The sequence below is a fragment of the Amycolatopsis iheyensis genome (assembly GCF_024703995.1).
Taxonomy (GTDB): domain Bacteria; phylum Actinomycetota; class Actinomycetes; order Mycobacteriales; family Pseudonocardiaceae; genus Amycolatopsis; species Amycolatopsis iheyensis.
This window is the reverse complement of record NZ_JAMXQV010000017.1, coordinates 150,264-175,469: the sequence shown is the minus strand read 5'-3', so window position 1 is coordinate 175,469 and position 25,206 is coordinate 150,264. Positions and strand designations below refer to the sequence as shown.

Annotated in this window: 22 protein-coding genes; 14 read left to right on the top strand and 8 right to left on the bottom strand. The window is 71.4% G+C overall.

Translation table 11 applies throughout. The annotated features are described in order from the left end of the window. Nucleotides 1-39: 39 nt before the first annotated feature. Nucleotides 40-573: a YbhB/YbcL family Raf kinase inhibitor-like protein gene (locus M8542_RS30065; RefSeq protein WP_257923634.1), complete on the bottom strand. Its 534-nt coding sequence runs from the start codon at nucleotides 571-573 to the stop codon at nucleotides 40-42. Nucleotides 574-747: 174 nt separating this feature from the next. Here M8542_RS30065 and M8542_RS30060 point away from each other — a divergent pair, with 174 nt between their 5' ends. The 7 genes from M8542_RS30060 to M8542_RS30030 all read left to right on the top strand — a co-directional run bounded on the left by M8542_RS30060 (nucleotide 748) and on the right by M8542_RS30030 (nucleotide 7,895). After that, the gene (locus M8542_RS30060) at nucleotides 748-1,518 is read left to right on the top strand and encodes a DUF4097 family beta strand repeat-containing protein (protein WP_257923633.1); all 771 of its coding nucleotides are present in this window, start codon (nucleotides 748-750) and stop codon (nucleotides 1,516-1,518) included. A gap of 29 nt (nucleotides 1,519-1,547) precedes the next feature. Further along, the gene (locus M8542_RS30055) at nucleotides 1,548-1,781 is read left to right on the top strand and encodes a hypothetical protein (RefSeq protein WP_257923632.1); all 234 of its coding nucleotides are present in this window, start codon (nucleotides 1,548-1,550) and stop codon (nucleotides 1,779-1,781) included. Between the two features lie 67 nt (nucleotides 1,782-1,848). Further along, nucleotides 1,849-3,291: an alpha/beta hydrolase gene (locus tag M8542_RS30050; protein ID WP_257923631.1), complete on the top strand. Its 1,443-nt coding sequence runs from the start codon at nucleotides 1,849-1,851 to the stop codon at nucleotides 3,289-3,291. Between the two features lie 388 nt (nucleotides 3,292-3,679). Next, nucleotides 3,680-5,551 carry a molecular chaperone DnaK gene (gene dnaK / locus M8542_RS30045; RefSeq protein WP_257923630.1) on the top strand — a complete coding sequence of 624 codons (1,872 nt, stop codon included), beginning with the start codon at nucleotides 3,680-3,682 and terminating at the stop codon, nucleotides 5,549-5,551. After that, nucleotides 5,548-6,255, top strand: coding sequence for a nucleotide exchange factor GrpE (gene grpE / locus M8542_RS30040; RefSeq protein ID WP_257923629.1), 708 nt, complete (start codon nucleotides 5,548-5,550; stop codon nucleotides 6,253-6,255). Before dnaK ends, grpE begins: the two co-directional genes overlap by 4 nt. Nucleotides 6,256-6,291: 36 nt before the next feature. Further along, on the top strand, nucleotides 6,292-7,464 hold the full coding sequence (gene dnaJ, locus M8542_RS30035; protein ID WP_257923628.1) for a molecular chaperone DnaJ: 1,173 nt from the start codon (nucleotides 6,292-6,294) through the stop codon (nucleotides 7,462-7,464). A gap of 5 nt (nucleotides 7,465-7,469) precedes the next feature. Beyond that, on the top strand, nucleotides 7,470-7,895 hold the full coding sequence (locus M8542_RS30030) for a heat shock protein transcriptional repressor HspR (protein WP_257923627.1): 426 nt from the start codon (nucleotides 7,470-7,472) through the stop codon (nucleotides 7,893-7,895). Nucleotides 7,896-7,944: 49 nt separating this feature from the next. On the opposite strand, the gene M8542_RS30025 is transcribed toward M8542_RS30030, so the two are convergent. The 6 genes from M8542_RS30025 to M8542_RS30000 all read right to left on the bottom strand — a co-directional run bounded on the left by M8542_RS30025 (nucleotide 7,945) and on the right by M8542_RS30000 (nucleotide 14,535). Continuing rightward, entirely contained in the window at nucleotides 7,945-9,495 is a 1,551-nt protein-coding gene (locus tag M8542_RS30025) for an ABC-F family ATP-binding cassette domain-containing protein (protein ID WP_257923626.1), read from the bottom strand. A 208-nt stretch (nucleotides 9,496-9,703) separates the two neighbouring features. After that, on the bottom strand, nucleotides 9,704-10,237 hold the full coding sequence (locus M8542_RS30020; protein WP_257923625.1) for a DUF305 domain-containing protein: 534 nt from the start codon (nucleotides 10,235-10,237) through the stop codon (nucleotides 9,704-9,706). Beyond that, the gene (locus M8542_RS30015) at nucleotides 10,234-10,998 is read right to left on the bottom strand and encodes a lytic polysaccharide monooxygenase (protein ID WP_257923624.1); all 765 of its coding nucleotides are present in this window, start codon (nucleotides 10,996-10,998) and stop codon (nucleotides 10,234-10,236) included. Before M8542_RS30015 ends, M8542_RS30020 begins: the two co-directional genes overlap by 4 nt. Before the next feature lie 145 nt (nucleotides 10,999-11,143). Beyond that, nucleotides 11,144-11,860: a dienelactone hydrolase family protein gene (locus tag M8542_RS30010; RefSeq protein ID WP_257923623.1), complete on the bottom strand. Its 717-nt coding sequence runs from the start codon at nucleotides 11,858-11,860 to the stop codon at nucleotides 11,144-11,146. 53 nt (nucleotides 11,861-11,913) lie between these two features. After that, on the bottom strand, nucleotides 11,914-13,017 hold the full coding sequence (locus M8542_RS30005) for a globin domain-containing protein (protein WP_257923718.1): 1,104 nt from the start codon (nucleotides 13,015-13,017) through the stop codon (nucleotides 11,914-11,916). Nucleotides 13,018-13,359: 342 nt separating this feature from the next. Further along, entirely contained in the window at nucleotides 13,360-14,535 is a 1,176-nt protein-coding gene (locus M8542_RS30000) for a globin domain-containing protein (RefSeq protein ID WP_257923622.1), read from the bottom strand. Nucleotides 14,536-14,878: 343 nt separating this feature from the next. On the opposite strand from M8542_RS30000, the gene M8542_RS29995 reads away from it, so the two are divergent. From M8542_RS29995 to M8542_RS29980, 4 genes are all read left to right on the top strand, one after another. Beyond that, nucleotides 14,879-15,364, top strand: coding sequence for a MarR family winged helix-turn-helix transcriptional regulator (locus M8542_RS29995; protein WP_257923621.1), 486 nt, complete (start codon nucleotides 14,879-14,881; stop codon nucleotides 15,362-15,364). Between the two features lie 99 nt (nucleotides 15,365-15,463). After that, nucleotides 15,464-16,651 carry an MFS transporter gene (locus M8542_RS29990; protein ID WP_257923620.1) on the top strand — a complete coding sequence of 396 codons (1,188 nt, stop codon included), beginning with the start codon at nucleotides 15,464-15,466 and terminating at the stop codon, nucleotides 16,649-16,651. Nucleotides 16,652-16,747: 96 nt separating this feature from the next. Beyond that, the gene (gene clpB / locus M8542_RS29985; protein WP_257923619.1) at nucleotides 16,748-19,342 is read left to right on the top strand and encodes an ATP-dependent chaperone ClpB; all 2,595 of its coding nucleotides are present in this window, start codon (nucleotides 16,748-16,750) and stop codon (nucleotides 19,340-19,342) included. A gap of 166 nt (nucleotides 19,343-19,508) precedes the next feature. Then, nucleotides 19,509-20,282, top strand: coding sequence for a TtfA family protein (locus M8542_RS29980; protein ID WP_257923618.1), 774 nt, complete (start codon nucleotides 19,509-19,511; stop codon nucleotides 20,280-20,282). Here the strand turns inward: M8542_RS29980 and M8542_RS29975 are convergent. Continuing rightward, nucleotides 20,279-21,094 (bottom strand): hypothetical protein, encoded by an 816-nt coding sequence (locus tag M8542_RS29975; protein ID WP_257923617.1) that lies wholly within the window; start codon nucleotides 21,092-21,094, stop codon nucleotides 20,279-20,281. The genes M8542_RS29980 and M8542_RS29975 overlap by 4 nt on opposite strands. A gap of 71 nt (nucleotides 21,095-21,165) precedes the next feature. Here M8542_RS29975 and M8542_RS29970 point away from each other — a divergent pair, with 71 nt between their 5' ends. The 3 genes from M8542_RS29970 (at nucleotide 21,166) to M8542_RS29960 (ending at nucleotide 25,190) form a co-directional block, all read left to right on the top strand. Next, complete coding sequence (locus M8542_RS29970; RefSeq protein ID WP_257923616.1) at nucleotides 21,166-21,933, top strand: SDR family NAD(P)-dependent oxidoreductase; 768 nt, start codon at nucleotides 21,166-21,168, stop codon at nucleotides 21,931-21,933. A 75-nt stretch (nucleotides 21,934-22,008) separates the two neighbouring features. After that, nucleotides 22,009-22,743, top strand: a complete 735-nt coding sequence (locus M8542_RS29965) for an ABC transporter ATP-binding protein (RefSeq protein ID WP_257923615.1) — start codon at nucleotides 22,009-22,011, stop codon at nucleotides 22,741-22,743. Further along, nucleotides 22,743-25,190 carry an ABC transporter permease gene (locus M8542_RS29960; protein ID WP_257923614.1) on the top strand — a complete coding sequence of 816 codons (2,448 nt, stop codon included), beginning with the start codon at nucleotides 22,743-22,745 and terminating at the stop codon, nucleotides 25,188-25,190. Before M8542_RS29965 ends, M8542_RS29960 begins: the two co-directional genes overlap by 1 nt. The last annotated feature ends 16 nt before the right edge of the window (nucleotides 25,191-25,206 follow it).

The following is a 25,206-nucleotide window of genomic DNA, read 5'->3' as shown; positions in this document are numbered from 1 at the left end:
TCGCGGATTCGCGACAATGCCGGGCCTGTCGGCGAAAACTCAGCCCTTGTTCTCGTAGACCGGCGTGATCACCGCGCGAGCCAGGGTGTGGCCGAACATGGTGAACCCGAGGAACGCCGGCGTCGCGTCCTCCGGCACCTCCAGCTTGTCGACGTCCAGCGCGTGCACCGCGAAGTAGTAGCGGTGCGGGCCGTGCCCCGGCGGGGGCGCCGCGCCGAGGAACTGCTTGACGCCGCCGTCGCCCTTGAGCGTCACCGCGCCTTCGGGCAGGCCCGAGCCGTCGCCCGCGCCGGAGGCCAGCTCCGTCACCGAGGCCGGGAGGTTGAACACGGCCCAGTGCCAGAACCCGCTGCCGGTGGGGGCGTCCGGGTCGTAGCACGTCACCGCGAAGCTCTTGGTCCCCGCGGGGAAGCCCGCCCACGCCAGCTGCGGCGAACGGTCCTCGCCGCCGGCGCCGAAGATGCCGGACAAGTGGGGCGTGGCCAGGGTTTCGCCGTCGGCGACGTCGGCGCTGCGGAGGGTGAAGGACGGCACGTCGGGAAGGGATTCGTACGGGCCGGGTGCTTGCGGCATGGATCCTCCTGATCATGGAACTTCGAGCCTGGCGCCAGGTTAGGCCCCTCGGGCCACCCCCGCGTGTCAGGGACGGATCTCAGGGTCTTTCGGGGGGTTACCCCCATGTACTGGGACTTCACCCGGCCATAACGTTTCTCACGCAGAGGGAACGAACTGAGGGGACCAACGACCATGGCACGCCCGCTATTGGCTGTAGGTGGCATCGTCCTGATCGGCGTCGGGCTGGCGACCGCGTTCGGCTGGGGCTGGGGAGCGGACTTCGAGAACAGCAAAACCCTTTCGGAGACGATCCGGAGCGTGAAGCTGGAAGGCGACTCGGGCTCGGTGAAGATCCGCACCGGGACCGGCCCGTCGACGGTCCACGAGAAGGTCAACTACCACTGGCGCAGCAAGCCGGGTGACACCTTCTTCCGCGTCGACGGCGACCAGCTCGTGCTCACCGACTGCGGGAACAACTGCTCGGTCGACTTCGAGGTCGTCGTGCCCGCCGGGGTGCCGGTCAGCGGCCAGGTCGACTCGGGCGGCCTCGACATCGCCGGAGTGGCCAGTGTGGACGTCCGGGCCGACTCCGGGCACGCCCGCGTCGAGGATGTCACCGGCCTGGTGAAGCTGCGGCTCGAAAGCGGCGGGATCGACCTCCGTGACGTCGGCGAGGTCCAGCTGCACGCCGAATCCGGCAGCATCAACGCGACCGGCGTACGCGGCCCGGTCGACGTGACGTCGTCGAGCGGCAGCGTCGACTTCTCGCTGGCGGAAGCCAACAACGTCAAGGTGAAGGCCGACAGCGGCAGCGTCGAGGTCGAGGTGCCGGGCGGGCCGTACCGCGTCGTCGGCGACAGCGACAGCGGGCACCGCGACATCGACGTCCCGACCGACAGCTCCGCGCCGCACACGCTGGACCTCACGACCGACAGCGGCTCCGTGACCGTCCGCGCGGCCTGACTTTTCTTACACACAGGGGAATTCTCATCATGGGCAAGATCGAACGACGGGTGCTCGTCGCCGCGCTGCTGGGGGCGGTCGCGATGTTCGGGGTCGTGGGGGTCGCGAGGGGGGAGGGAACCGCGGCGCCGGCGCAGGGGGTGCCGGTCGCCGCGGATTCCCACTATCGAGTGACTTCCTGGGTCGGCACGCCGGCGGAAGTCGTTGTACAGCAAGGAAACTCCGAATCTCCCGCTTCTTCCTGGACCGTCCGCCGCTCCTGAACCGTCGGTGGTCGCTGTTAGGAAGGAAGCACGCCGAAGGCCGGCGTGCAGGGGGAGGAACCAGATCATGAACGTGCGCCGGGTCGCCGCGGTCTTCGCGGCGGTCGTCTTCGTGGCGGCGGTACCGGCTGTCGCTTCGGCATCTTCGCTGAAGTGGGAGCCGTGTGCGACACAGCAGGAACCGACAGCGGAGTGCTCGGCGGTCGAAGTGCCGATCGACCGCGCACACCCGGAGCTGGGGGCGGCGCGGCTCGCGCTGGCGCGGCTGCCCGCGCTCGATCCGGGCCGGCGGATCGGCTCGCTGCTGGTGAACCCCGGCGGGCCGGGCGGCTCCGGCGTCGGGTTCGTGCAGTTCGGCGGGCTTGCCTCGCCGGACCTCGCGCGGCTGCGGCAGCGCTACGACATCGTGGGCTTCGACCCGCGCGGCGACTGGTTCAGCACCCCGCGGATCACGTGCGACCCGGCGACCTTGTTCGATCCGGCGCTCGACCGGTTCCCGGCTTCCCGCGCGGGTTTCGAGGCGCTGGTGGCGCACAACCGCGCGGCGGGCGAAGACTGCCTGGCCCGCACCGGGCCGCTGGCGGCGAACGCGGACACGCAGAGCGCGGCCGAGGACGTCGAGACGATCCGCGTCGCGCTCGGTGAGCCGAAGATTTCGTGGCTGGGCCTGTCGTACGGCACCGAGCTGGGCGCGGTCTATGCGTCGAAGCACCCCGACCGGGTGCACGCGATGGTGCTCGACGGCGCGGTGGACCACGCCCGCCCGCTGCGCCAGGCGATCCTCGAGGAGGCGGCGGCCACCGAAGACGCCCTGGTCCGGTTCGCGGACTGGTGCCGCGGCTCGGCGGACTGCGTCCTGCACGGCCAGGACGTGCTGCGGTTCTACGACGACGTCGTGGCGCGCGCCGGGCGCGGGTCGGTGTGGGCGAGCGACCTCGGCCGCTCCGCGACGGCCGACGAGATCTCGGCGGGTGTCTACAACCACCTCTACATCCGCGAGGAGTGGCCGGCGCTGGGCAAGGCGCTGGCCGCGGCCGGCGGCGAGTTCCCGGACGCTCGCGGGCTCACCGAGCGGAACCAGTTCCTGTCCCCGATCTACGGCGCGTACCGGGTGATCGGCTGCCACGACTTCCCGTCGCCGTTCACCGGGCCGGCGGACCTGGGTGTCATGGCGGGGCTCCTGCGTGCGGTGGCGCCGCACAGCTGGCGGTACTCGGAGTACTGGGACTTCACGAGTGGCTGCACGGGCTGGCCGATCCCGGCGAAGAACCCACCGCAGCCCCACCCGGTCCACGACGCCCCGCCGATCCTGGTGGTGGGCGGCGCGCACGACCCGGCGACACCGCTGGCGTGGGCGCGCGGCCTGGCGTCGGGCATCGACGGCGCGGCGCTGCTGACCCGCACCGACGACGGCCACACGGGGCTGTTCAACTCGGCGTGCGCCCGCGCGGCGGAGGTCGAGTACCTGGTGAGCGGCGCGGTGCCGGCGCGTGGGGCGGTCTGCCGGTGAGCCGACCACGCTCCGGGCTCTGCTCGCGGGCGGCTCGGCCGGGAGGCGGCAGGCGGTTGCCGGGTGCGGCGGTCGGCCGCGTCACCGGAGCCGCCGCGAACGACCGCCTCGCCGGGTTCCGTCGCCGGGGTGCGCCACGGCGGCACCGAACGCAGGTGAAATGCCTGGTGAGCGGCATCACACCGACTCTGGGCGGGAACGGCCGCCCAACCCGGGAACAAGAACCCGGACCGGCTCGTTAGGCTGGGTACGCAGGTTGAGCGCAGTCGACTCAAGTCCGGCTTGACGAGACGTGCGGAGGCCCGACTAAACTTGCCAGAGCCCCGCTCAAGGCGGTGGCGAACGTGCAGGTCACGAACATAGCAGGCTTACACAGGAGGAAAGCACCATGGCGCGAGCGGTCGGCATCGACCTCGGCACGACCAACTCGGTCGTCGCCGTCCTTGAGGGCGGCGAGCCGACGGTCATCGCCAACTCTGAAGGATCCCGGACCACCCCCTCGATCGTCGCCTTCGCCAAGAACGGTGAAGTGCTGACCGGTCAGCCGGCGAAGAACCAGGCCGTGACGAACGTCGACCGGACCATCCGGTCCGTGAAGCGGCACATCGGCACCGACTGGAAGACCGAGATCGACGGCAAGAACTACACGTCGCAGGAGATCAGCGCGCGCGTGCTGATGAAGCTCAAGCGCGACGCCGAGGCGTACCTGGGTGAGACCATCACCGACGCCGTGATCACCGTGCCCGCGTACTTCGAGGACGCGCAGCGGCAGGCCACCAAGGAGGCCGGGCAGATCGCCGGCCTGAACGTGCTCCGCATCGTCAACGAGCCGACCGCCGCCGCGCTGGCGTACGGCCTGGACAAGGGCGAGAAGGAACAGACCATCCTGGTCTTCGACCTCGGTGGTGGCACCTTCGACGTCTCGCTGCTGGAGATCGGCGAGGGCGTCGTCGAGGTCCGCGCGACCTCCGGTGACAACCACCTCGGTGGTGACGACTGGGACGAGCGCATCGTCAAGTGGCTGGTCGACAAGTTCAAGGCCACGAACGGCATCGACCTGACCAAGGACAAGATGGCGCTGCAGCGCATCCGCGAGGCGGCGGAGAAGGCGAAGATCGAGCTCTCCAGCTCGAACTCGGCCGGCATCAACCTGCCCTACATCACGGTCGACGCCGACAAGAACCCGCTGTTCCTCGACGAGCAGCTCTCGCGCGCCGAGTTCCAGAAGATCACCTCGGACCTGCTCGAGCGCACCCGGAACCCGTTCAACAACGTGATCCGCGACGCGAACATCGCCGTGGGCGACATCGACCACGTCGTGCTCGTCGGTGGCTCCACCCGCATGCCGGCCGTGTCGGACCTGGTCAAGGAGCTGACCGGCGGCCGCGAGCCGAACAAGGGCGTGAACCCGGACGAGGTCGTCGCGGTCGGCGCGGCGCTGCAGGCCGGTGTCCTCAAGGGCGAGGTCAAGGACGTCCTGCTGCTGGACGTCACCCCGCTGTCGCTGGGCATCGAGACCAAGGGCGGCGTGTTCACCAAGCTCATCGAGCGCAACACCACGATCCCGACCAAGCGCTCGGAGATCTTCTCCACCGCGGACGACAACCAGCCGTCGGTGCAGATCCAGGTGTTCCAGGGTGAGCGCGAGATCGCCGCGCACAACAAGAAGCTCGGCATGTTCGAGCTGACCGGCCTGCCGCCCGCCCCGCGTGGCGTGCCGCAGATCGAGGTCACCTTCGACATCGACGCCAACGGCATCGTGCACGTCCTGGCCAAGGACCTGGGCACGAACAAGGAGCAGTCGATGACGATCACCGGTGGCTCCGCGCTGCCGAAGGACGACATCGAGCGGATGGTCAAGGACGCCGAGGCGCACGCCGAGGAAGACAAGACCCGGCGCGAAGAGGCCGAGACGCGCAACCAGGCCGAGACCCTGGTCTACCAGACCGAGAAGTTCCTCAAGGACAACGACGACAAGCTGCCCGAGGACCTCAAGGGCAAGGTCAAGTCCGCGATCGACGAGTCGAACGAGGCGCTCAAGGGCACCGACTCGGCGAAGATCCGCGAGTCGATCGAGAAGCTGAACACCGCTTCGCAGGAGCTGGGCACCGCCCTGTACGCCAACGCGAACGCCGCTCAGCCGGGTGCCGAGGGCGCCGCGGGCGCGGGTGCGGCCGGCGACGCCGGTGCGGCCGGCGGCCAGGCCAAGGCCGATGACGTGGTGGACGCCGAGATCGTCGAAGAGGACGAAAAGAAGTGACCCACAGCTACGACGAATCCGAGGACCAGGGCCGCGGCCCCGAGGAGCCGGTGGTCGTGCGGGATCGGCGCCGGGTGGACCCCCAGACCGGGCAGGTCCGCCCGCCCGGTCCGGCCCACGCCGCGCCGGAGCCGGAGGAGGCGCCCGTGGAGCACGCGGGCCCCTCGCTCGGCGAGTCCATTGTGGACGAGTCGGTGACGGTCGTCTCCGACGTCGAGAAGGAGCTGGCCGAGCGCACCGCCGACCTCCAGCGCCTGCAGGCGGAGTACGCCAACTACCGCAAGCGGGTCGAGCGTGACCGCGAAGCGGTCGTGCTGGGCGCGAAGGCGACCGTGGTCAACGACCTGCTGCCGCTGCTCGACGACCTCGAGCGGGCGGAGCAGCACGGTGACCTCACCGGGGCATTCAAGGCGGTCGGCGACAAGCTGATCAGCGGGCTGCAGCGGGCGGGCCTGGAGTCGTTCGGCCTCGAGGGCGAGGCCTTCGACCCGAGCGTCCACGAAGCCGTGCAGCACAACACCTCGCCGGACGTGGCGGGCCCGACGGTCACCGTGGTCATGCGCCGCGGCTACCGCTTCGGAGACCGCGTTTTGCGGGCGGCGCTGGTCGGCGTGACCGACCACGAGCCCGGCGCGGCCCCGGTGGACCCGCCCGTCGGTGGCGAGCTGCCACTCGGCGGCGGACTCGATGACCAGCAGCAGTAAGCAGTATCCGGTTCCAGTGAGAGGAGGAGACGCCCGATGAGTGCTCGGGAATGGGTCGGCAAGGACTTCTACCGTGAACTGGGCGTCTCCTCCGACGCCACGGCCGACGAGATCAAGAAGGCCTACCGCAAGCTGGCCAAGGAGAACCACCCGGACGCGAACGCCGGCAACGCGCAGGCGGAGCAGAAGTTCAAGGCGGTCTCCGAGGCCTACGGCGTGCTCTCCGACGCGAGCAAGCGCAAGGAGTACGACGAAGCGCGGCGGCTGTTCGGCAGCGGGGGCGGGTTCAACTTCCCCGGTGGCGGCGGTGGCGGCAGCTTCGACATGGGCGACATCTTCGGCCAGGCCGGCGCCGGTGGTCAGCAGGGCGGCTTCGGCGGGCTCGGCGACATCCTCGGCGGGCTGTTCGGCCGCGGCCGGACGACGGCGGGCGCGACGGCCAACCGGCCGCAGCGCGGCGCCGACGTCGAGACGGACGTCCGGATCGACTTCGTCGAGGCGGTCAAGGGCGCGACCCTGCCGCTGCGGCTGTCGAGCCCGGCGACCTGTTCGACGTGTGGCGGCAACGGCGCGAAGCCGGGCACGTCGCCGCGGACCTGCCCGACCTGTTCCGGGTCGGGGCTGGTCAGCCGCAGCCAGGGTGCGTTCGCGTTCTCCGAGCCGTGCCGCGACTGCCGTGGGCGTGGGCAGATCATCGACGACCCGTGCCCGGAGTGCGGTGGCGAAGGCGTCAGCACGCGGACCCGCACGCTGACCGTCCGGATCCCGCCGGGCGTCGACGACGACCAGCGCATCCGGCTGGCCGGTCAGGGCGAGCCGGGCCGGGGTGGCGCGCAGGCGGGCGACCTCTACGTCCGGGTGCACGTCGCGCCGCACGCGCTGTTCGGGCGCAAGGGGCTCGATCTGACGATCACCGTGCCGGTGGACTTCACCGAACTGGCGCTCGGCACCACGATCACGGTGCCGACGCTCGAAGCCAAGGTCTCGCTCAAGGTGCCGCCGGGCACCGCGACCGGGCGGGTGCTGCGCGTGCGCGGCAAGGGCATCGCCAAGCGCGACGGGTCACAAGGTGACCTGCTCGTCACCCTCCAGGCGGCGGTTCCCGCCAAACTGGACGACAAGGCGCGCGAGGCACTGCAGGCGTACGCCGAGTCGATGGCCGGGCACGACCCCCGGCCCGAGATCACTGAGCTGCTCGAAGGCAGGTGAGTGTGATGTTCGGCGGGATTCCGCAGGAAGGCGACGAAGAGACGCCGGTGTTCGTCATCTCGGTGGCGGCCCAGCTCGCCGGGATGCACGCGCAGACGTTGCGCACCTACGACCGGCAGGGCCTGGTGTCACCGGGCCGCACCTCCGGTGGTGGGCGGCGCTACTCGATGCGGGACATCGCGCTGCTGCGCGAAGTCCAGCGGCTGTCGCAGGAAGACGGCGTCAACCTGGCCGGCATCAAGCGCATCATCGAGCTGGAGAACCAGGTCGACGCGCTGCGGGCCCGCCTGACGGAGCTCACCGAAGAACTGGCCGCCGCCTACCTGGCCGGCGAGCAGGCCGCGGCGGCGGCGCACGCGTCGTACCGCCGGGACCTGGTCCCGCTCAACCAGCAGACGGCGATGGTGGTCTGGCGGCCCAAGCGCCGCTGACGCCCAAGACACCGAAGGCCTCCCCGATCACCGGGGAGGCCTTCGTGCGTCAGAGGGTCAGCCGCGGCCAAGCCGCGAGGTCGGCCAGCATGCGTCGGTCGTGCGTCGCCACGACGACCGCGGCCGGGGTGGCGAGCAGCGCCTCGGTCAGCTCCTCGACGAGCACGGCCGACAGGTGGTTGGTCGGTTCGTCGAACACCAGCACGTTCGGGCGCCCGGCCAGCTTCAGAGCGAGGTCGAGCCGTCGCTGCTGGCCCTGGGACATCCGGCCGACCGGCGTCCGCAGGGCTTCCGTGTCCAGCAGGCCCATCGCCGAAAAGGGGACGCCGGCCCGCTCGAACAGCCGCCTGGCGGTGAGTTCCTCCGGCCAGGCCGGGACTTCCTGGCCGATCAACGCCACCTTCGCGCCGGCCAGGTGCCGGATCGAACCCGCCGTCGGCGCCAGCTCTCCCGCGAGGGCCGACAGCAGCGTCGACTTGCCCGCGCCGTTCTCGCCGGTCACGAGCAGCCGGTCGCCGCGGTCCAGGGACAGCGTCACCGGGCCGGCGAGCCGTCCGGTGACGGTCATGTCGTGCACGCGGACCAGCGCCGTGGCGCCGGCGCCGAGATCGGGCCACCTCAGCACCAGAGGTGGCTCGGGCACGGTGACGCGGTGCGCGTCCAACGCAGCGCGCTCCCGGTTGAGCGCCTGGACGACGCCGGGTGCGCGGGACTGGCGCTGGTGCCGTCCGGTGCCCTTGTCCGGCCGCCAGCCGGTGCTGAGCCGGTCGCGGGCCTGGTTGACCGCCAGCGTGAGCTGCTGGTGCGTGGCCCGCTGTTCCTCGAACTCCTGCACCCAGCGTTCGCGGTCGCGGCGGCGGCCGTCCTGCCAGGCGTCGTAGCCGCCGGCGTAGGTACGCGGCCGGCCGTCCTCGCTGGGGTCGAGGTCGAGGAACTCCGTGGCGACGTCGGCGAGCAGCGCGCGGTCGTGGCTGACCAGCGCGACACCGCCGTCGTGACCGCGGAGGCGTTCGGTGAGGAACGCCAGACCGCCGGCGTCGAGGTGGTTGCCGGGCTCGTCGAGCAGCAGGAAGTCGTGGCGCGCGCCGAGCAGGCAGGCCAGCCGCACGCGGTAGCGCTGCCCCACCGACAGCGTGCTCAGCTCGCGGGTCCGGTCGGGGCACGCGCCGAGGGCTTCGAGGGCGATGTCGACGCGGCGTTCGGCGTCCCACGCGTCGAGGCGCGTGGCCGCCTCCAGCGCGGCCGCGTAACGATCTTCGTCGAAGTCCGAAACCGCGGCGTCGAGTGCGCGCAGGGCGTTGTCGGCTTCGCGCAACGCTTCGGTGGTCAACGTCCCGACGGTCTCGCCGGACCGGAACGGCAGCGCTTGCCGCGCGACGCCGATGGTGCCCGCCCGGTGGACGGTGCCGTGGTCGGGCGCGCGCAGCCCGGCGAGGACGTGCAGCAAGGTGGTCTTGCCCCGCCCGTTCTCGCCGACGATCGCCAGCCGGGACCGGGCGGACACGGTGACGCTCACGTCGTGCAGGACGCGACGCGAGCCGAGGGTGACGCCGACGTTCTCCGCCCGCAGATGGGCGTGGTCGATTGCGAGGGATTTCAAAAGATGCTCCGCAGCTCGGGAAGGAGCCGGGCAGCACGAGAGCGGCCGCCCGGCGATGGCCGGAACGGCGGGCAGGGATGAGCAGTGCGCCGCCGTCAGCGGCGGCTGCGCAACCTCGCGAAGACGGCGAAGGAGTACATCATGATCGTGAGGCTAACGGCCGGGAGCGCGCCGGCCAACGGAATTTCGGCCGGCGCGCTCTTGGGCCTCAGGCTTTGGCGTTCAGCAGCTGTTTGACCTCCGCCGTCCGGGAGTCGATCACCCGGCGGGCCAGGTCGCGGGCTTGGGCGTTCACGCCGCCGCCCTCGCCGTTTTCCGTCTGGGCCAGCTCCACCGCGCCCTGCTGCTGGCCGGTGAGCACGTCCACGAACTTGCGCGTGAACTCGGCGTCGGACACCGTCTTCAACGGGCCGACGAGGTCGGGTGACGTCATCTTCATGCCCCCGTGGCCCGCGTGGGCTTGGGGGTTCATGTCCATGGTCTCGGGCTGGGCCCAGGCGCGGAGCCAGCCCTTCATGTCGTCGATCTCCGTGCGCTGGGTCGCTTCGATCGCCGCCGCCAGCTCCTTCAGCGACGCCGGGAGCGGGCGCTCCGCGGCCAGCCGGACGATCTCGATCCCTTGCTGGTTCTGGGGAATCAGCATCTGCAGGAACATCACGTCGGCCGCGTTGAACGCGGGCGGTGCCGCCGTCGCGCCGCAGCCGGTGAGCAGCAGCGCGACGACGGCCAGCAGCACTCTCACTGGCGCTGCCACAGGGCCGGCGTGTTCGGCGGCTCCCAGCCCGCGATTGCCGTGTGCGGCTGCAGGCAGCGGTAGCTCACGCCGTTGTAGGTGACCACGTCACCGGCCTTGTACGCCGTGCCGGCCGACCACGTGCCACTCGACGGCGGCGGCGTGGTCGGGGTCGTCGTCGTCGGCGGGCGGGTCGTGGTCGGGGGCGGCGTGGTCGTCGTGGTCGGCGGCGGAGTCGTCGGGCCGCCGCCGCCGATCTGGAGGTCGACGCAGCTGTAGAACGCGTTGGCCGTGTCGGAGATGTTCCAGATCGCCAGCACCTTGACCCGGCCCGAATAGCCGGCCAGGTTCACCGTGTGCTGCACCGTCGCCGGTGGCTGCTGGCCGTTGCCGTTGAACGACGCCACGAGCGTGTTGCCGACGTAGTACTCGTAGCTCTTCGTGGCGTGGCGCGCGGTGAACACCCAGTTGAACGTCACCGACGTGCCGACCGACTTGGCCGGCCACGGCTTCGACTCGTCGGCCAGCTCGGCGAACTGCGACAGCCCGGCGTTGCAGCTGCGCAGGCCCTTCGGACCTTCGACGCTCTGGGGTTCGTAGACGATCTGGCCGCAGTTCGGGACCTTCCCGGCCGCGCAGTTGGCCTGCCGGCTGGGCGGGTCCGAGACGTAGCCGTGCGCGCTCGCGGTGGTGGCGGGGAGGACGACGACCAGCACCGGGGCGAGCAGGACACCGGCGGCGGCCGCCAAAAGCTTTCTGTTCCAGGTCATTTCGGCTCCTCGAGGGGGAACAGCTCTGTTCCGAAGGGAGGACGAACGAGCACATCCGGGGAAGATGTGGTCTAGACCATAAGGCGATTCGGGCACAACGGTCAACGAACTACCGCCGTTCGGCGAACCGGCTACCCCGCTCGGCTCAGTGCGAAGGTCGGGCCGGTTGCTGCAGGTGTTCGCCGAAGAACGACGTCACTCGGCGCCACGCGTCCTCCGACGCTTCGTGGTGGTAGGTGAACCCGACGACCTTGAGCAGCAGGTTCAGCGGCGCGGCGACCTCGAGCTTGTTGGCGAACCCGTGGCTGGCGCCCGGGTACTCCTTGACGTCGTGCGGGATCTCGCGCTCGGTGAGCGCCGTCTCGAGCTTCGCCGCCGCGCCGCGCAGCGAGAAGTCCTTCTGGCCGAAGCTGGCGACGATCGGGCACGCGTCGTCGAGCACCGACAGGTTCTTCGGCAGCTGCCCGTAGTACGGCGCCGACGCCTCGAAGCCGCGTGACGCCGCGACGAGCGCGAAGCCGCCGCCCATGCAGAACCCGGCGATGCCGATCCGGCCCGTGCAGTCCTCGCGGCCGGCGAGCAGCGCGCGGGACGCCTCGATGTCGTCGAACGCCCGGCCCTGGTTCGCGAACATGTCCGAGAACACCCGGCGCACGCACCGGCGGAAGCCGCCGCGCGAGTACAGGTCCGGGCTGAGGGCGAGGAACCCTTCGCCGGCCATGCGGTCGGTGATGTTCTTCGCGTCCTGGCTCAGCCCGAACGCGTCGTGGATGAGCACCACGCCCGGGTGCGGTCCCTCGCCGGCGGGCTCCGCCAGGTAGCCGCCGATCGTGCCGTCCGAAACCGGAATAGTCATCTCCATATCGGCGACGATAGCGAGATCGGGCACCGGGCGCGCGCCCCGCTGAGAGTTCCTCAGTCCAGGGTGAACGGGTCGAAGCGGATGCGTTCGAGCTCGACGCCGGCGGCCAGCAGCTTCGCCACCGTCGCCCGGATCATCGCGGGTGAGCCGGAGACGAGGATGTCGTGGTCGGCCCAGGAGCCGCGCTGGGTCACCGCGTGGGCGAGCGTGCCGCGGTCCCCGCCCGGGATCGCGCCCTCCTCGGTCACCGGGGTGACCGTCAGCCACTTCGACACCGCGGTCAGCCGCCGGAGGTCGTCCAGCGCGTACAGGTCCTCGGGTCTTCGGCCGCCGAAGAACAGGTGCACCGGCGGGTTGCGCTTCCAGTGCGCGAGGTCGTCGAGGATGGAGACGAACGGGGTGACGCCGGTCCCGCCGGCGATCATCAGCAGCCGCTTCCGGGTGGCCGTCGGACGCACGGTGAGCGCGCCCATCGCCGGCCCGAGCTTCCACGTGTCCCCCGGTTTCGTGTGGTTGACGATGGCGCCGCTGACCCAGCCGCCGGGCACCGTGCGCACGTGGAACGTCATCTGGCCGTCGCCGCGTGGCGCGGTCGCCGGGGAGAGGTAGCGCCACATCCGCGGCCGCTGCGGCACCTCGACACTGATGTAGCTGCCCGCGCGGAAGGGCAGCAGCCCTTCGGTCTGCACCCGGACCATCGCGACGTCGCGGGACAGCTTGCGGTGGTCGAGCACCCGCGCCGCCCACGACGCCGGCCCGGTTTCGGCCTGGGCGGCCTCGCGCATGGTCTTGGCGATGATCCCGTACGCGGTCGTCCACGCGGACTCCACCTCGTGGGTCCACTTCTCCTTGAGGAACCGTTTCAGCGCCGCCAGCAGCGCGACGCCGACCGCGTCGTAGTGGCGGCTGACCACGGCGAACTTCCGGTGGTCGCGGCCCAGCTGCGCGAGAAAGGTGGTCAGCTCGTCGGGCCGGTCGACCATCTGCACCACGTACACGATCGCGCGCAGCAGCCTGCTCCGCTGGGTGGCCATGGAGACCGGGAACATGTCCCGGCAATCCGGCGCGACCACGAACAACGCGCCGTAGAAGTACTGCGCGAGTTCTTCGGATTTGGGCTCTATCTCCGCGAAGCTTTCCCGGATCAACCGGGTCAGTTCGCGACCTTCCACGGCCGAAACGGGAACGGTCGTGGGTGGTGCGGTGATCTTCAGGGAATCGGCAGTCATCGGGAACGGCAATCTCCAGTCGTGCAAGGCTTTTTTTCGCACCGTGCCTGCGACATCGCTGTGGCGGTGTCGCCCCCGAGGGTTCCCGACTGTAGGCGAATTCCCGTGCAGATGCGCGTGATTACGCGCGGTCCCGCTCGAACGGAGCAATTTCGCCACGGCGGGTCAACCCCAGCTGGCGCTGCGTGAAAATGATCTACGGGTCCGATTTAAGCCGGTCTCGTGAGGTATTTTCCGAAAAAGCCGGAAAGAATTGTCCAGCCGAGGTGACTAGTCGATCGTGAACGGGTCGTACTGGATCTGGTCCAGCGCGCTGCCCGCGACCAGCATGCGCGACACCGTCGCGCGGATCATCGCCGGCGAGCCGGACACGAGGATGTCGTGGCCGGGCCACGAGCCGAACCGGGTGACGGCCTCGGCGAGCGTGCCCTGCTCGAACCCGGGGACGTCGCCGCCGCGCTCCACCACCGGCGTCACGCTCAGCCACGGGTTGGTCGACGCGAGCGCGCGCAGCTCCTCGAGGTCGTAGAGGTCCTCGCGGGACGGCCCGCCGTAGAAGAGGCGCGTCTTCGGGTTCTCGCCCCACAGCGCGAGGTGGTCGAGGATCGACCGCAGCGGCGCGATGCCGGTGCCGCCGGCGACCATCAGCACGCCGCGCGGCCCTTCGCGGTCGACCGCCAGCCGGCCGAGCGGCGGCCCGAGCCGCCAGACGTCGCCGGGCTGGGTGTGGCTGACTATCGCCCTGGACACCCAGCCGCCGTCGATCGCGCGGACGTGGAACTCGATGCCGCCGTCCTCACGCGGCGCGTTCGCCGGCGAGAGGTAGCGCCACAGCCGCGGCCGCTGCGGGACTTCGACGCTCACGTACTGGCCGGGGTGGTAGGGCACCGGCTGGTCGGGCACCAGGCGCACCAGCGCGAGGTCCCAGGTCAGCCGCCGGTGCTCGACCACGGTGGCCGACCACGACGGCGGGTTCGTGTCGGCCGCGGCGGCGTCCTGCATGGCCCGCGCGGCGATGGTGAACGCCTCGGCCCAGGCCCGTTCGACCTCGGGGGTCCACTCCCGGCCGAGGTGGTTCTTGAGCGACGCCAGCAGGGCCGTCCCGACGGCTTCGTAGTGCCGGGGCACCACGCCGAACTTGCGGTGGTCGCGGCCCAGCTGGCGCAGGAACGGCGCGAGGTCGTCGGGGCGGTCGACCATCTGCACGATGTGCACCAGCGCGCGCACCAGCCGGCCGCGCTGGATCTCCATGTTGATCGGGAAGAAGTCGCGCGTGGTCGGCGCGAGGGTGAAGAGCATCCCGTAGAAGAACTGGGAGATGTCGGCGATGTAGGGCTCCGACTTGGCCCAGCTGTCCCGGATGAGCTTGACCATCGCGACGACGGCCGCGGGGGCTTCACGCGGGGTCGACGACCGGGGGAACGGGCTGACCGAATCGGCTGTCATGTGGTGTTCGCTGGTCGGGGACGGCTGGACGATGGCACCCGGTCAGGCACTGCCGCCTCCTGAGTCCATCGCCACCGCAGCCACCTCGTTACTCGTCCGGGCCACGCGCGCAGCCCGTCCGCAGGGTAGCCGCCAAGCAGCCTTTTGCCCGCATTGTTGCTCCGACCGGGTGTATTCGCCCCGGTCACGGCGTGGTCGACCTCACCGGAGAGATCCTTGTCCGCGCAAGCGTCGGGCAATAAACTTGTATTGCACAAGTAATAGCGTTTCGGGGGTTCCGGGTGGCGGAGCCCCCGGCCCGGGGCGGAGCCCCGGTGCAACACTGCTGGGGCAGGAGGGTCCGATGGGCTTCCACGACACCGACGACGACGTCCGGGTCGAGCTCATGCGTGAGCTGAAGACCGCGTCGCAGCTCCAGCACGCCTGGGTCATGCAGGCGTGGCAGGACCAGCCGGGGCTGCACCCGGCGGCCGCGATGCTGCTGTCCGACCTGGCGAAGAACGGCGAGGCGCGGCCGTCCGAACTGGCGAAACGCCGGTACGTCGACCTCTCGGTGGTCAGCAGGCAGATCACCCAGCTCTCCGCCGCCGGGCTGGTCGACCGCCGTCCCGCGCCGGAGGACGGCCGGGCCTCCCTGGTGAGCGTCTCCGAGAAGGGCCGGGCCGAGCTCGCCCGCTGGCGCGTCAACTACCTGGAGTTCATGGAGCGGGCGCTCGGCGGCTGGGACGACGAGCGCGTCACCGAGTTGACCGGCCGGCTCGCCGAGATGAACGCCGACCTCCGCAGCGCGCTCGGCAGCGCCGCGTGCCTCGCCGACACGACCAAGTGACATCCCGCGATTCGGTAACACCGGGAGTTGCATTTTGCACACCGGAAAGTGTCCGTTCGGGCCTGACTTCGCGGTGTGCCACGGAGTTAACGTCGGTGGGTGACGCGTAGCCGGGTCGCACTGCTGTGCGCGTTGGGGATCGACAACTTCGGCTCAGGTCTGTTCCTCCCACTGGCCCTGGTCTACGTGACCCAGGTCGTCGGCGTGCCGCTGGCGATGGCGGGCACCGCCGTCACGCTCGGCACCGTCGGCGGGCTCCTCGTGCCGCCGCTGGCCGGCCGGCTCGTCGACCGCGTCGGCCCGCGGGTCGTCGTGATCGGCGCCCAGCTGCTGCAGGCCGCCGGCGCGGCCGCCTACCTCTTCGCCGACGGCGCGGGTCCGGTCGTGGTCGCCGCCGTGCTGCTCGCCACCGGGCAGCAGCTGTTCTACAGCTCCCTGTTCGTGCTCATCGCGGACGTCGCCGGCGACGTCCCGAAGGATCGGCCGTTCGCCGAGGTGGGGATGGTGCGGGCTGCCTGCTTCGGCCTCGGTGGGCTCGTCGCGGGCGTGTTGCTGACCTGGCTCGGCCCGGCCGGGTACCGGGTCGCGCTGGTCCTGGACGCCGGGACGTTCGTGGTGGCCGCGGTGGTCCTCGCGCTGTTCGTCCACCTCGCGCGCCCGCACCGGACGCCGTGCGAACGGACCGACCGGGTGCTGCGCAACCGCCCGTACCTGGCGTTGATCCTGTTCAGCGGGCTCTTCGGGCTCTCGCTCGACTTCTTTCTCATCGGCACGCCGGTGTTCGTGCTCGACCGGCTGCACGGCCCGGCGTGGCTGCCCGGCGCGATCCTCGCGCTGCTGACCGTGCTGACCAGCGTCGGCGGCACGCTCGCGCTGCGCCTCACCGCGCGGCTGACCCGGATCGCCGCGATGCGCGCGGGGTCGGCGTTGTTCGCCGCGTGGTGCCTGGTCAGCCTCGGGGTGCTGCTGGTGCCCGACGGCTGGCAGGTGGTGTACCTGCTGGCGGCGACGCTGGTGTTCGCCGCCGGCGACCTGGTCTTCGGGCCGCGTTCGGGCGCGTTGGCCGAGGCCGCGGCACCTCCGCTGGCCCGCGGGCGTTATCTGGCTGCGTACCAGTACGCGTTCACGGTGGCGCAGGTGCTCGCGCCCGCCGTGGTCGCGTTGTTTTCGGTGGCCGACTGGTTACCCTGGGTGCTGGTCGGGGCTTGTGCCGGGCTCGCCGTGGCCGGGCTCGGCACGCTGGGCCACCGGCTGCCGGCGAGCGCCGTGGCTCCCGGTCAAAGTTGAGCGGAACAGACTCAAGTTTTCCTGCGTTAAGGATAGTGTCAGGTCATGGTCAGGCCTGTCACCAGGACTTTCAGTGTACCGAGCATGAGGTGAGGGATGGACGCTTTCAACCCGACCACGAAGACCCAGCAGGCGATCTCGTCCGCGGCGCAGGCGGCCACCATGGCCGGCAACCCGCACGTGTCGGCCGCCCACCTGCTGGGCGCCCTGCTGGCGCAGGGTGAGGGGCTGACCGCACCGCTGCTGACCGCGGTCGGGGCGGACCCGGGGGTGGTGCACAAGGAGCTCGAGCCGATCATCGCGGCGCTGCCGTCGGCGACCGGCGCGACCGTGTCGAGCCCGCAGTTCGACACCTTCGCCGTGAAGTCGCTGACGCACGCGCAGAAGCTGGCGACCGAGCTGGGCGACGAGTACGTCTCGACCGAGCACCTGCTCGTCGGGCTCGCCACCGAGGGCGGCCAGGTGGCCGACCTGCTCAAGCGCCACGGTGCGACGCCGGACGCGCTGCGCGAGGCGTTCGCCAAGGTCCGCGGCTCGGCCCGGATCACCAGCGCGGACCCGGAGAGCACGTTCAAGGCGCTCGAGAAGTACGGCGTCGACCTCACCGCGCGGGCCCGCGCCGGCGAGCTCGACCCGGTCATCGGCCGCGACACCGAGATCCGCCGCGTCGTGCAGGTGCTGTCGCGGCGCACCAAGAACAACCCGGTCCTGATCGGCGAGCCCGGCGTCGGCAAGACGGCCATCGTCGAGGGCCTGGCCCAGCGCATCATCGCCGGGGACGTGCCGGAGTCGCTGCGCGGCAAGCGCGTCGTCGCCCTCGACCTCGGGTCGATGGTGGCCGGCGCGAAGTTCCGCGGCGAGTTCGAGGAGCGGCTGAAGGCCGTGCTCAAGGAGATCACCGACTCCGCGGGCGAGGTCATCACGTTCATCGACGAGCTGCACACGATCGTCGGCGCCGGCGCGACCGGCGAAGGCGCGATGGACGCGGGCAACATGATCAAGCCGATGCTCGCCCGCGGCGAGCTGCGGATGGTCGGCGCGACCACCCTCGACGAGTACCGCCAGCACATCGAGAAGGACGCCGCCCTGGAGCGGCGCTTCCAGCAGGTGCTCGTCGGCGAGCCGTCGCCGGAGGACACCATCGCGATCCTGCGCGGGCTGAAGGAACGTTACGAGGTCCACCACGGTGTCCGGATCACGGACGCCGCGCTGGTCGCCGCCGCGACGCTGTCCGACCGCTACATCACCGCGCGCTTCCTGCCGGACAAGGCCATCGACCTGGTCGACGAGGCCGCGTCCAAGCTGCGCATGGAGATCGACTCGCGGCCGGTGGAGATCGACGAGGTCGAGCGCGCGGTGCGTCGCCTGGAGATCGAGGAGATGGCGCTCGCGAAGGAGAGCGACGCCGCTTCGAAGGAGCGGCTCAACGCGTTGCGCGCGGAGCTGGCCGAGAAGCGCGAGACGCTGACCGCGTTGACCGCGCGCTGGCAGAACGAGAAGGGCTCCATCGAGAAGGTCCGCGAGCTCAAGGAGCAGCTGGAGCAGCTGCGCGGCGAGTCCGACCGGGCCGAGCGCGACGGTGACCTCGGCCGGGCCGCCGAGCTGCGCTACGGCCGGATCCCCGCGCTGGAGAAGGAGTTCGAAGCGGCCACCGCGGCGAACGAGGTCAGCCAGCAGAACGTGATGCTGAAGGAAGAGGTCGGCGCGGACGACGTCGCCGACGTCGTGGCCGCGTGGACCGGCATCCCGGCCGGCCGGCTCCTCGAGGGCGAGACCGGCAAGCTGCTCCGGATGGAAGAGGAGCTGGGCCGGCGGGTCATCGGGCAGCGGGAGGCCGTGCAGGTCGTCTCGGACGCGGTCCGCCGCACCCGGGCCGGCGTCGCCGACCCCGACCGCCCGACCGGCTCGTTCCTGTTCCTCGGCCCGACCGGCGTCGGCAAGACCGAGCTGGCCAAGGCGCTGGCCGAGTTCCTGTTCGACGACGAGCGGGCGATGCAGCGCATCGACATGAGCGAGTACGCCGAGAAGCACTCGGTGGCGCGCCTGGTCGGCGCCCCGCCGGGGTACGTCGGGTACGACCAGGGCGGGCAGCTGACCGAGGCCGTCCGGCGGCGGCCGTACTCGGTGGTGCTGCTCGACGAGGTGGAGAAGGCCCACCCTGACGTCTTCGACGTGCTGCTGCAGGTCCTCGACGACGGGCGGCTGACTGACGGCCAGGGCCGGACGGTGGACTTCCGCAACACCATCCTGATCCTGACGTCGAACCTCGGCTCGCAGGCGATCGCCGACCCGTCGCTCGACGAGCGGCAGCGCTCCGACGCGGTGTTGCAGGTGGTGCAGCGCCAGTTCAAGCCGGAGTTCCTCAACCGGCTCGACGACATCGTCGTGTTCCACTCGCTGGGCACCGAGCAGCTGACGTCCATTGTGGACATCCAGGTGGCCCGGCTCGCCGCGCGGCTCGCGCAGCGGCGCCTGCACCTGGAGGTCACCGACGGCGCCCGCGAGTGGCTCGCGCTGAACGGCTTCGACCCGATCTACGGCGCCCGCCCCTTGCGGCGGCTGGTCCAGTCGGCGATCGGCGACAAGCTGGCGAAGGAGCTGCTGTCGGGTGAGATCCGCGACGGCGACACCGTGCGCGTCGACATCCCGGAGCTGGAAGCCGGGGACGCGCTGACCGTCACCCGCGTCTGACGGCTCGTGAGTGTTTGGGGCGGTTCTAACCGCCCCAAACACTCACGAGGCCGGGCGTCCACAGTAGAGATTTGTCGACAGGGTGCGTCGAAATGAGCCGAATGGGCCCGGCGACACGGGTACCGGCGATCATCTCTTCGGCGTAGCAGGCGATACCCTGCACGTCGTGGGTATTCCGGCGTGGATCTGGTTCGTCGTCGCGGCCGTCGCCCTGGTGGCGGGCCTCGGGCTGCTCGCGGCCGACCGGGCGAAGGAGGGCTCGCGCAACCGCGAGCGCATGCGGTGGGCTCAGCTGCGCGGCTGGCAGTTCGTCGAGGAGGACGAACGGCTGCCGCAGCAGTGGTCCGGCGGAGCGATCGGCTACTTCGGCGCCGACGCCGCCGTGAACGTCGTCGCGGGCTCGACCTTCACCTCCGACGGCCGCCGGCCCGTGTTCATCTTCGACATCGAGTCCGAGGGCCAGATCCCCGCGGTCGTCGTCGCCGTGCGGTGCAACAAGAAGCACCGGATCCCCATCGAGATGTGGCTGTCCAGCGTGCCGTTCCAGCGCGCGGACATGCCCGAGATGCTCGGCCCGATCGGCTCACGTTACGCGTTCGCGGACGACGCCGACGGCGCCCGCGTGGTGATCACCCAGGAACTGGTCGACGCGGCGGACCAGCTCGGCGGCGACGTCGGCGTGGCCTGGCTCGAGGCCGAGTGGGTGCTGGCCAGCGTCGTCCCGACGGCGGGCCCGTCCCGCCTCGAGCGGCTGCTGCGCGACCTCGGCGAGATCGCGGACATCGTCGACCCGTTCGACGAGGACTACGAAGCGGGCCGCCACCAGGCGGGCGCCCCGATCCCGGCGGCCGGCCCGGTCCCGCCTGCTTCGCCACCGACTCCGGCCGCGGGGACGCCGGTCCAGCAGCCGCCCGCGGAGCCGCCGGCCCCGCAGGACTAGAGCGGCCGGTCGAGCAGGCTGCCCGAGAAAGACGGGGTCAGCGTGCCGCGCACGCTCGTCACTGCGCCTTCGGCGTGGATCACGTGGTCCACGCCGAGGTCGCCGCTGATCGAGCCCGACGAAAGGTCGTGGGACGCCTTCACCAGGCCCGCGGCCGGGCCCAACTGACCGCCTGCCTCGTGCTGCTGGCCGAAGTCCAGGTCGCCGGTGAACTGGCCGTGTTGCTCCGATGACGTGCCGACCGCGCCCAGGCCGCCGAGGTCGACCGCCTGGCCCGACGAACGGCGGACCGCGAGCCCGCCCGCCAGGTCGCCGGTGAACCGGCCCGTGGGCCGCAGACCCGTGTCGACCTGCTCGGCGTTCTCGCTCAGCACGTCGACGCCGTTGCCCAGCCAGACGCCGTGGTGGGTGCGCTCGCCCGTGCCCAGCCGGGTCAGGTCGGTCGCGGCCGCCGCCATGCGTTGTTCGTTGGCCGTGACCGCCGTGACCTGGCCCAGGCGGACGTCGTGGCGGCCGCTGCGGTCCGCGAACGCGCCCACCGGGCTCACGCCCGCGGCCTCCGCGAGGTCGGTGGCGGCCCGGGCTTCGCCGATCTGCTTGGTGACGACGTCGCGGCGGGACGCGGCGAGGCCGTCGCCCTCGAGGGAGCCGGCGTGCTGGTGGTCGACGGGGAGCGAAATCCCGTCGAGGGGCAGGGTGAGGTCCTGGGCCGCGAGCGCGGTCGCGGGGGCCGCGAAGAGGAGGGCGACGGGCGCCGCGCCGGCGGCGACCTTGGGCAGGTAGCCGCTCTTGCGCCTGCTGTGCTTACCCATGATCGGGACGATAACCCGGGTGGGAAACGGCTGCACCCGGAGGCCCTGACCTGTGGGTATCGTTCACCCACATGACCACCACCGCTGTGATCACCGGAGCCACCGCGGGCATCGGCGCGCAGTTCGCGCGCACGCTCGCCGCCGAGAAGCACGACCTGGTGCTCGTCGCGCGCGATACCGCGCGCCTGGAAGCCTTTGCCGCTGAACTGCGGGAAAAGCACGGCGTCGCCGTCGAGGTCCTGGCCGCCGATCTGTCCGAAGTGGACGGACGAACGGCAGTCGAGGAGCGGCTCGCCGCCGGGCCGGTCGACCTGCTCGTCAACAACGCCGGGTTCGGGCTGAACGGCGACTTCTGGACCATCCCGCCGGACGCGCTGCAGCGCCAGCTCGACGTCAACGTCACCGCCGTCCTGAGGCTGACGCGGGCCGTCCTGCCCGGCATGATCCAGCGCGGCCGCGGCGACATCATCCAGGTCAGCAGCGTCGCGGGCTTCTTCAGCGGCCGCGGTTCGACCTACACGGCGAGCAAGAACTGGGTCACGTCGTTCACCGAAGGCATCGCCGCGTCGCTGCCGAAGGACGTCCGGATGATGGCGCTCTGTCCCGGTTTCACCGCGACCGAGTTCCACCAGCGGGCCGGCATCGACAAGCCCGGCCCGAAAATCGCCTGGCTGGGTGTCGAACAGGTGGTCGGCGAGGCGCTCGCGGACCTGCGCCGCGGCAAGGTGATCTCGGTGCCGAGCCTGCAGTACAAGGCCGTCGTCGCGATCGGCGGCCTGCTGCCGCGCGCGGTGCTGCGCCGGATCAGCGGCGGCTTCGGCGGCAAGGGCCGTACCTGAGTAGGGCTGTCCCTACCTCGAAGACGCGCGTCCGCACCAGGGTGATCCGGGGGCTGCCTCAATAGCGTTTTCCGCATGACGAATGAGGCGGTTCGGCTCGAGGCCGTGCGCAAGGAGTACGGCGGCGTGGTCGCGCTGGACGGGGTCTCGATCTCGTTCCCGCGTGGCGGGTTCACGGCGGTGATGGGCCCGTCCGGTTCGGGCAAGAGCACGTTCCTGCACTGCGCGGCCGGCCTCGACCGGCCGACGTCGGGCCGGGTCGTCCTCGACGGCCAGGACCTCGACGGCAAGAGCGAGACCTACCTGACGAAGCTGCGCCGCGACCGCGTCGGGTTCGTCTTCCAGGCGTTCAACCTGCTCCCGGCGCTGACGGTCGAGCAGAACGTCGTGCTGCCGCTGCAGCTGGCCGGCCGGCGCCCGGACAAGCGGCTGGTCGCGCGGATCCTCGCGCACGTCGGCCTCGACGGACGCCGCAAGCACCTGCCCGGGCAGCTGTCCGGCGGGCAGGCGCAGCGCGTCGCGATCGCGCGGGCACTGGTCACCGACCCGGCCGTGCTCTTCGCCGACGAGCCGACCGGCGCGCTGGACACCCGCACCGCCGCCGACGTGCTCGGCCTGCTGCGCGACTCGGTCCGGACCTCGGGCCAGACGGTGATCATGGTGACGCACGACCCGGTCGCCGCGTCCTACGCCGACCAGGTCGTCTTCCTGGCCGACGGCCGGATCGCCGGGCGGCTGGTCCACCCGACCGCGGAAGCCGTCGCCGAGCGGATGACCCACCTCGGCGCGTGGGACCGGGTGGCGGTCTGATGTTCTCCCTCGCGATGCGGACGCTGCGCCTGCGCAAAGGCGGCTTCCTGGCGACGTTCGTCGCCGTGTTCTTCGGCGCGTTGATCGTCTCGGCGTGCGGTGGCCTGATGGAGACGGGCATCCGGTCCGAGACGCCGGTGCAGCGGCTGGCCGCGGCGCCGATCGTCGTCGGCGGGCTGCAGTCGCTCGCGCTGCCCGAGGACGACCCGGCGACGCTGGACCCCGAGGACAAGCACAAGTTCGAGCACGCGACGCTGCCCGAGCGCGTCCGGGTCGACGCGGCGCTGGCCGACCGCCTGCGCGCGGTCCCCGGGGTCACGAAGGTGGTTGGCGAGGTCAGCTTCCCGGCGCAGGCCGGCGAGGCAAGCGCGCTCGGGCACGCGTGGGACTCCGCGGCGCTGACGCCGTACGCGCTGAAGGGCGAAGCGCCGAAGCCGGGCGAAGTCGTCGTCGATGCCGCACTGGGAGTCGGCGTCGGGGACACGCTGCCCGTCGCGGCACACGGCGTCGTCGGCCAGTACCGCGTCTCGGGGATCGCCGAAGCACCGCAGGCCATGCGGGACTCGGCGCTGTTCTTCGCGGCTCCGGACGCGGAACGGCTGTCGGGACACCCCGGGCAGTACGACACCATCGGCGTCTTCGGCGGGGACGTCGGCGCCGTGACGGCCGCGGTCGGGGACGCCGGGGTCGTGACCACGGGCGTCGACCGCGGCGCCCTGGAGTTCCCCGAGGTGAACAAGAGCGGCGAGGACCTGATCGTCCTGGCGGCGGTCTCGGGCGGGCTGTCGGCGATGGTCATGGTGTTCGTCGTCGCCGGCACGCTCACGCTGTCGACCCAGCAGCGCCAGCGCGAACTCGCCCTGCTGCGCGCGATCGGCACGACCCCGCGGCAGCTGCGGCGGATGGTGCTCGGCGAGGCACTGGTCGTCGGCCTGCTCGCGGTCGCCGCGGCGGTCGCGCTCGGCCCGGTGCTCGGCGGCTGGCTGTTCGACCAGCTCGCGGCCAACCACGTCGTGCCCGACGTGCTGCGGTTCGGGCAGGGCTGGATCCCGGCGATCGTCGCCGCGGGCGCGTCGTTGCTGGCGGTCTTCGCCGCGTCCTTCGTGGCCGGACGGCGGGCGTCGAAGGTCCGCCCGACCGAGGCGCTCGCCGAAGCCGCCGTCGAACGGCGCTGGCTGACGCCGATCCGGCTGATCACCGCGATCCTGTGCTTCGGCGGCGGGACCGCGCTGGCGATCGTGACCGTCGCCGTGATGACCGGCCCGGTCGCGGCCAGCACGGCCGGGCCCGCGGTGATGCTGTGGGCGTTCGGCCTGGCGGCGCTCAGCCCCGGCGTCACCAAGGTGATGGCGATGCTGCTGCGCTGGCCGGTCCAGGCGGTCAGCGGGGTCACCGGCCGGGTCGCGCTGCACAACACCCGCGTCGGCGCGGTGCGGACGGCCGGCGCGGTCACCCCGATCATGCTCGCGGTCGGCATCGCGACCGCCAACATCTACCTGCAGACCACCCAGGAAGCCGTCTCGAACCAGGCGTTCACCGAGGACCTGCGCGCGGACGCGGTCGTCGCCGGCCCGGGCGGGCTGGACCCGTCGGTGCTGGGGCGCGTGCGCGCGACCCCGGGGGTCGCCGGCGCGTCGGAGTACGTCACGAGCACGGTGTTCGTCGAGCGGCCGTACGACTCGAACCAGGACAACGACGGCTGGCCGGCGCTCGGCGTCAGCGAGCTGACCGGGAACGCCGTCGAGGTGCCGACGACGTTCGGCCGCCAAGTCGGCGACACGCTGTCGCTGCGGCTCGGCGACGGGACACCGGTGGCCGTGCGGGTGTCCGCCGTCGTGGCCCAGCGCGCCGGGTTCGAACGGCTCGTGCTGCCGGCGTCACTGCTGGCGCCGCACACGACGATCGGGCTCGCGCCGCAGCTGCTGGTACGGGCGGCCGAAGGCGTCGACACGGCAACGCTGACTTCGCGCCTTCGCGCGGCGACGGCCGGGCTGCCGGTGTCCGTCGGCGACCGGGACAACCTCATCGCGGCGCACGCGAAGGGCAACGAGGTCGGCGCGTGGGTCAACTACCTGCTCGTCGGGATGATCATCGCGTACACGGTGATTTCGGTGGTGAACACGCTGGTGATGGCCACGGCCAAGCGGCGCCGCGAGTTCGGGCTGCAGCGGCTGAGCGGGTTCACCCGCGGCCAGGTGCTGCGGATGGCCGGCGTCGAGGGCGGGCTGATCGCGACGATCGCGGTGCTGCTCGGGACGCTCGTCGCGGCGGGCTCGATCGTGCCGTTCTGCCTCGTGGTGAGCGGCTCGCCGCTGCCGTCCGGGCCGTTGGCGGTCTACCTGGTGGTGCTCGCGATCGCCGTGGTGCTCTCGCTCGTGGCGATCCTGGTCCCGGCCTGGGCGGCGACGCGCGGGCGTGCGGTCGACGCCACATCCATCGGGGAGTGAGCGCGGGCGTGTGTAA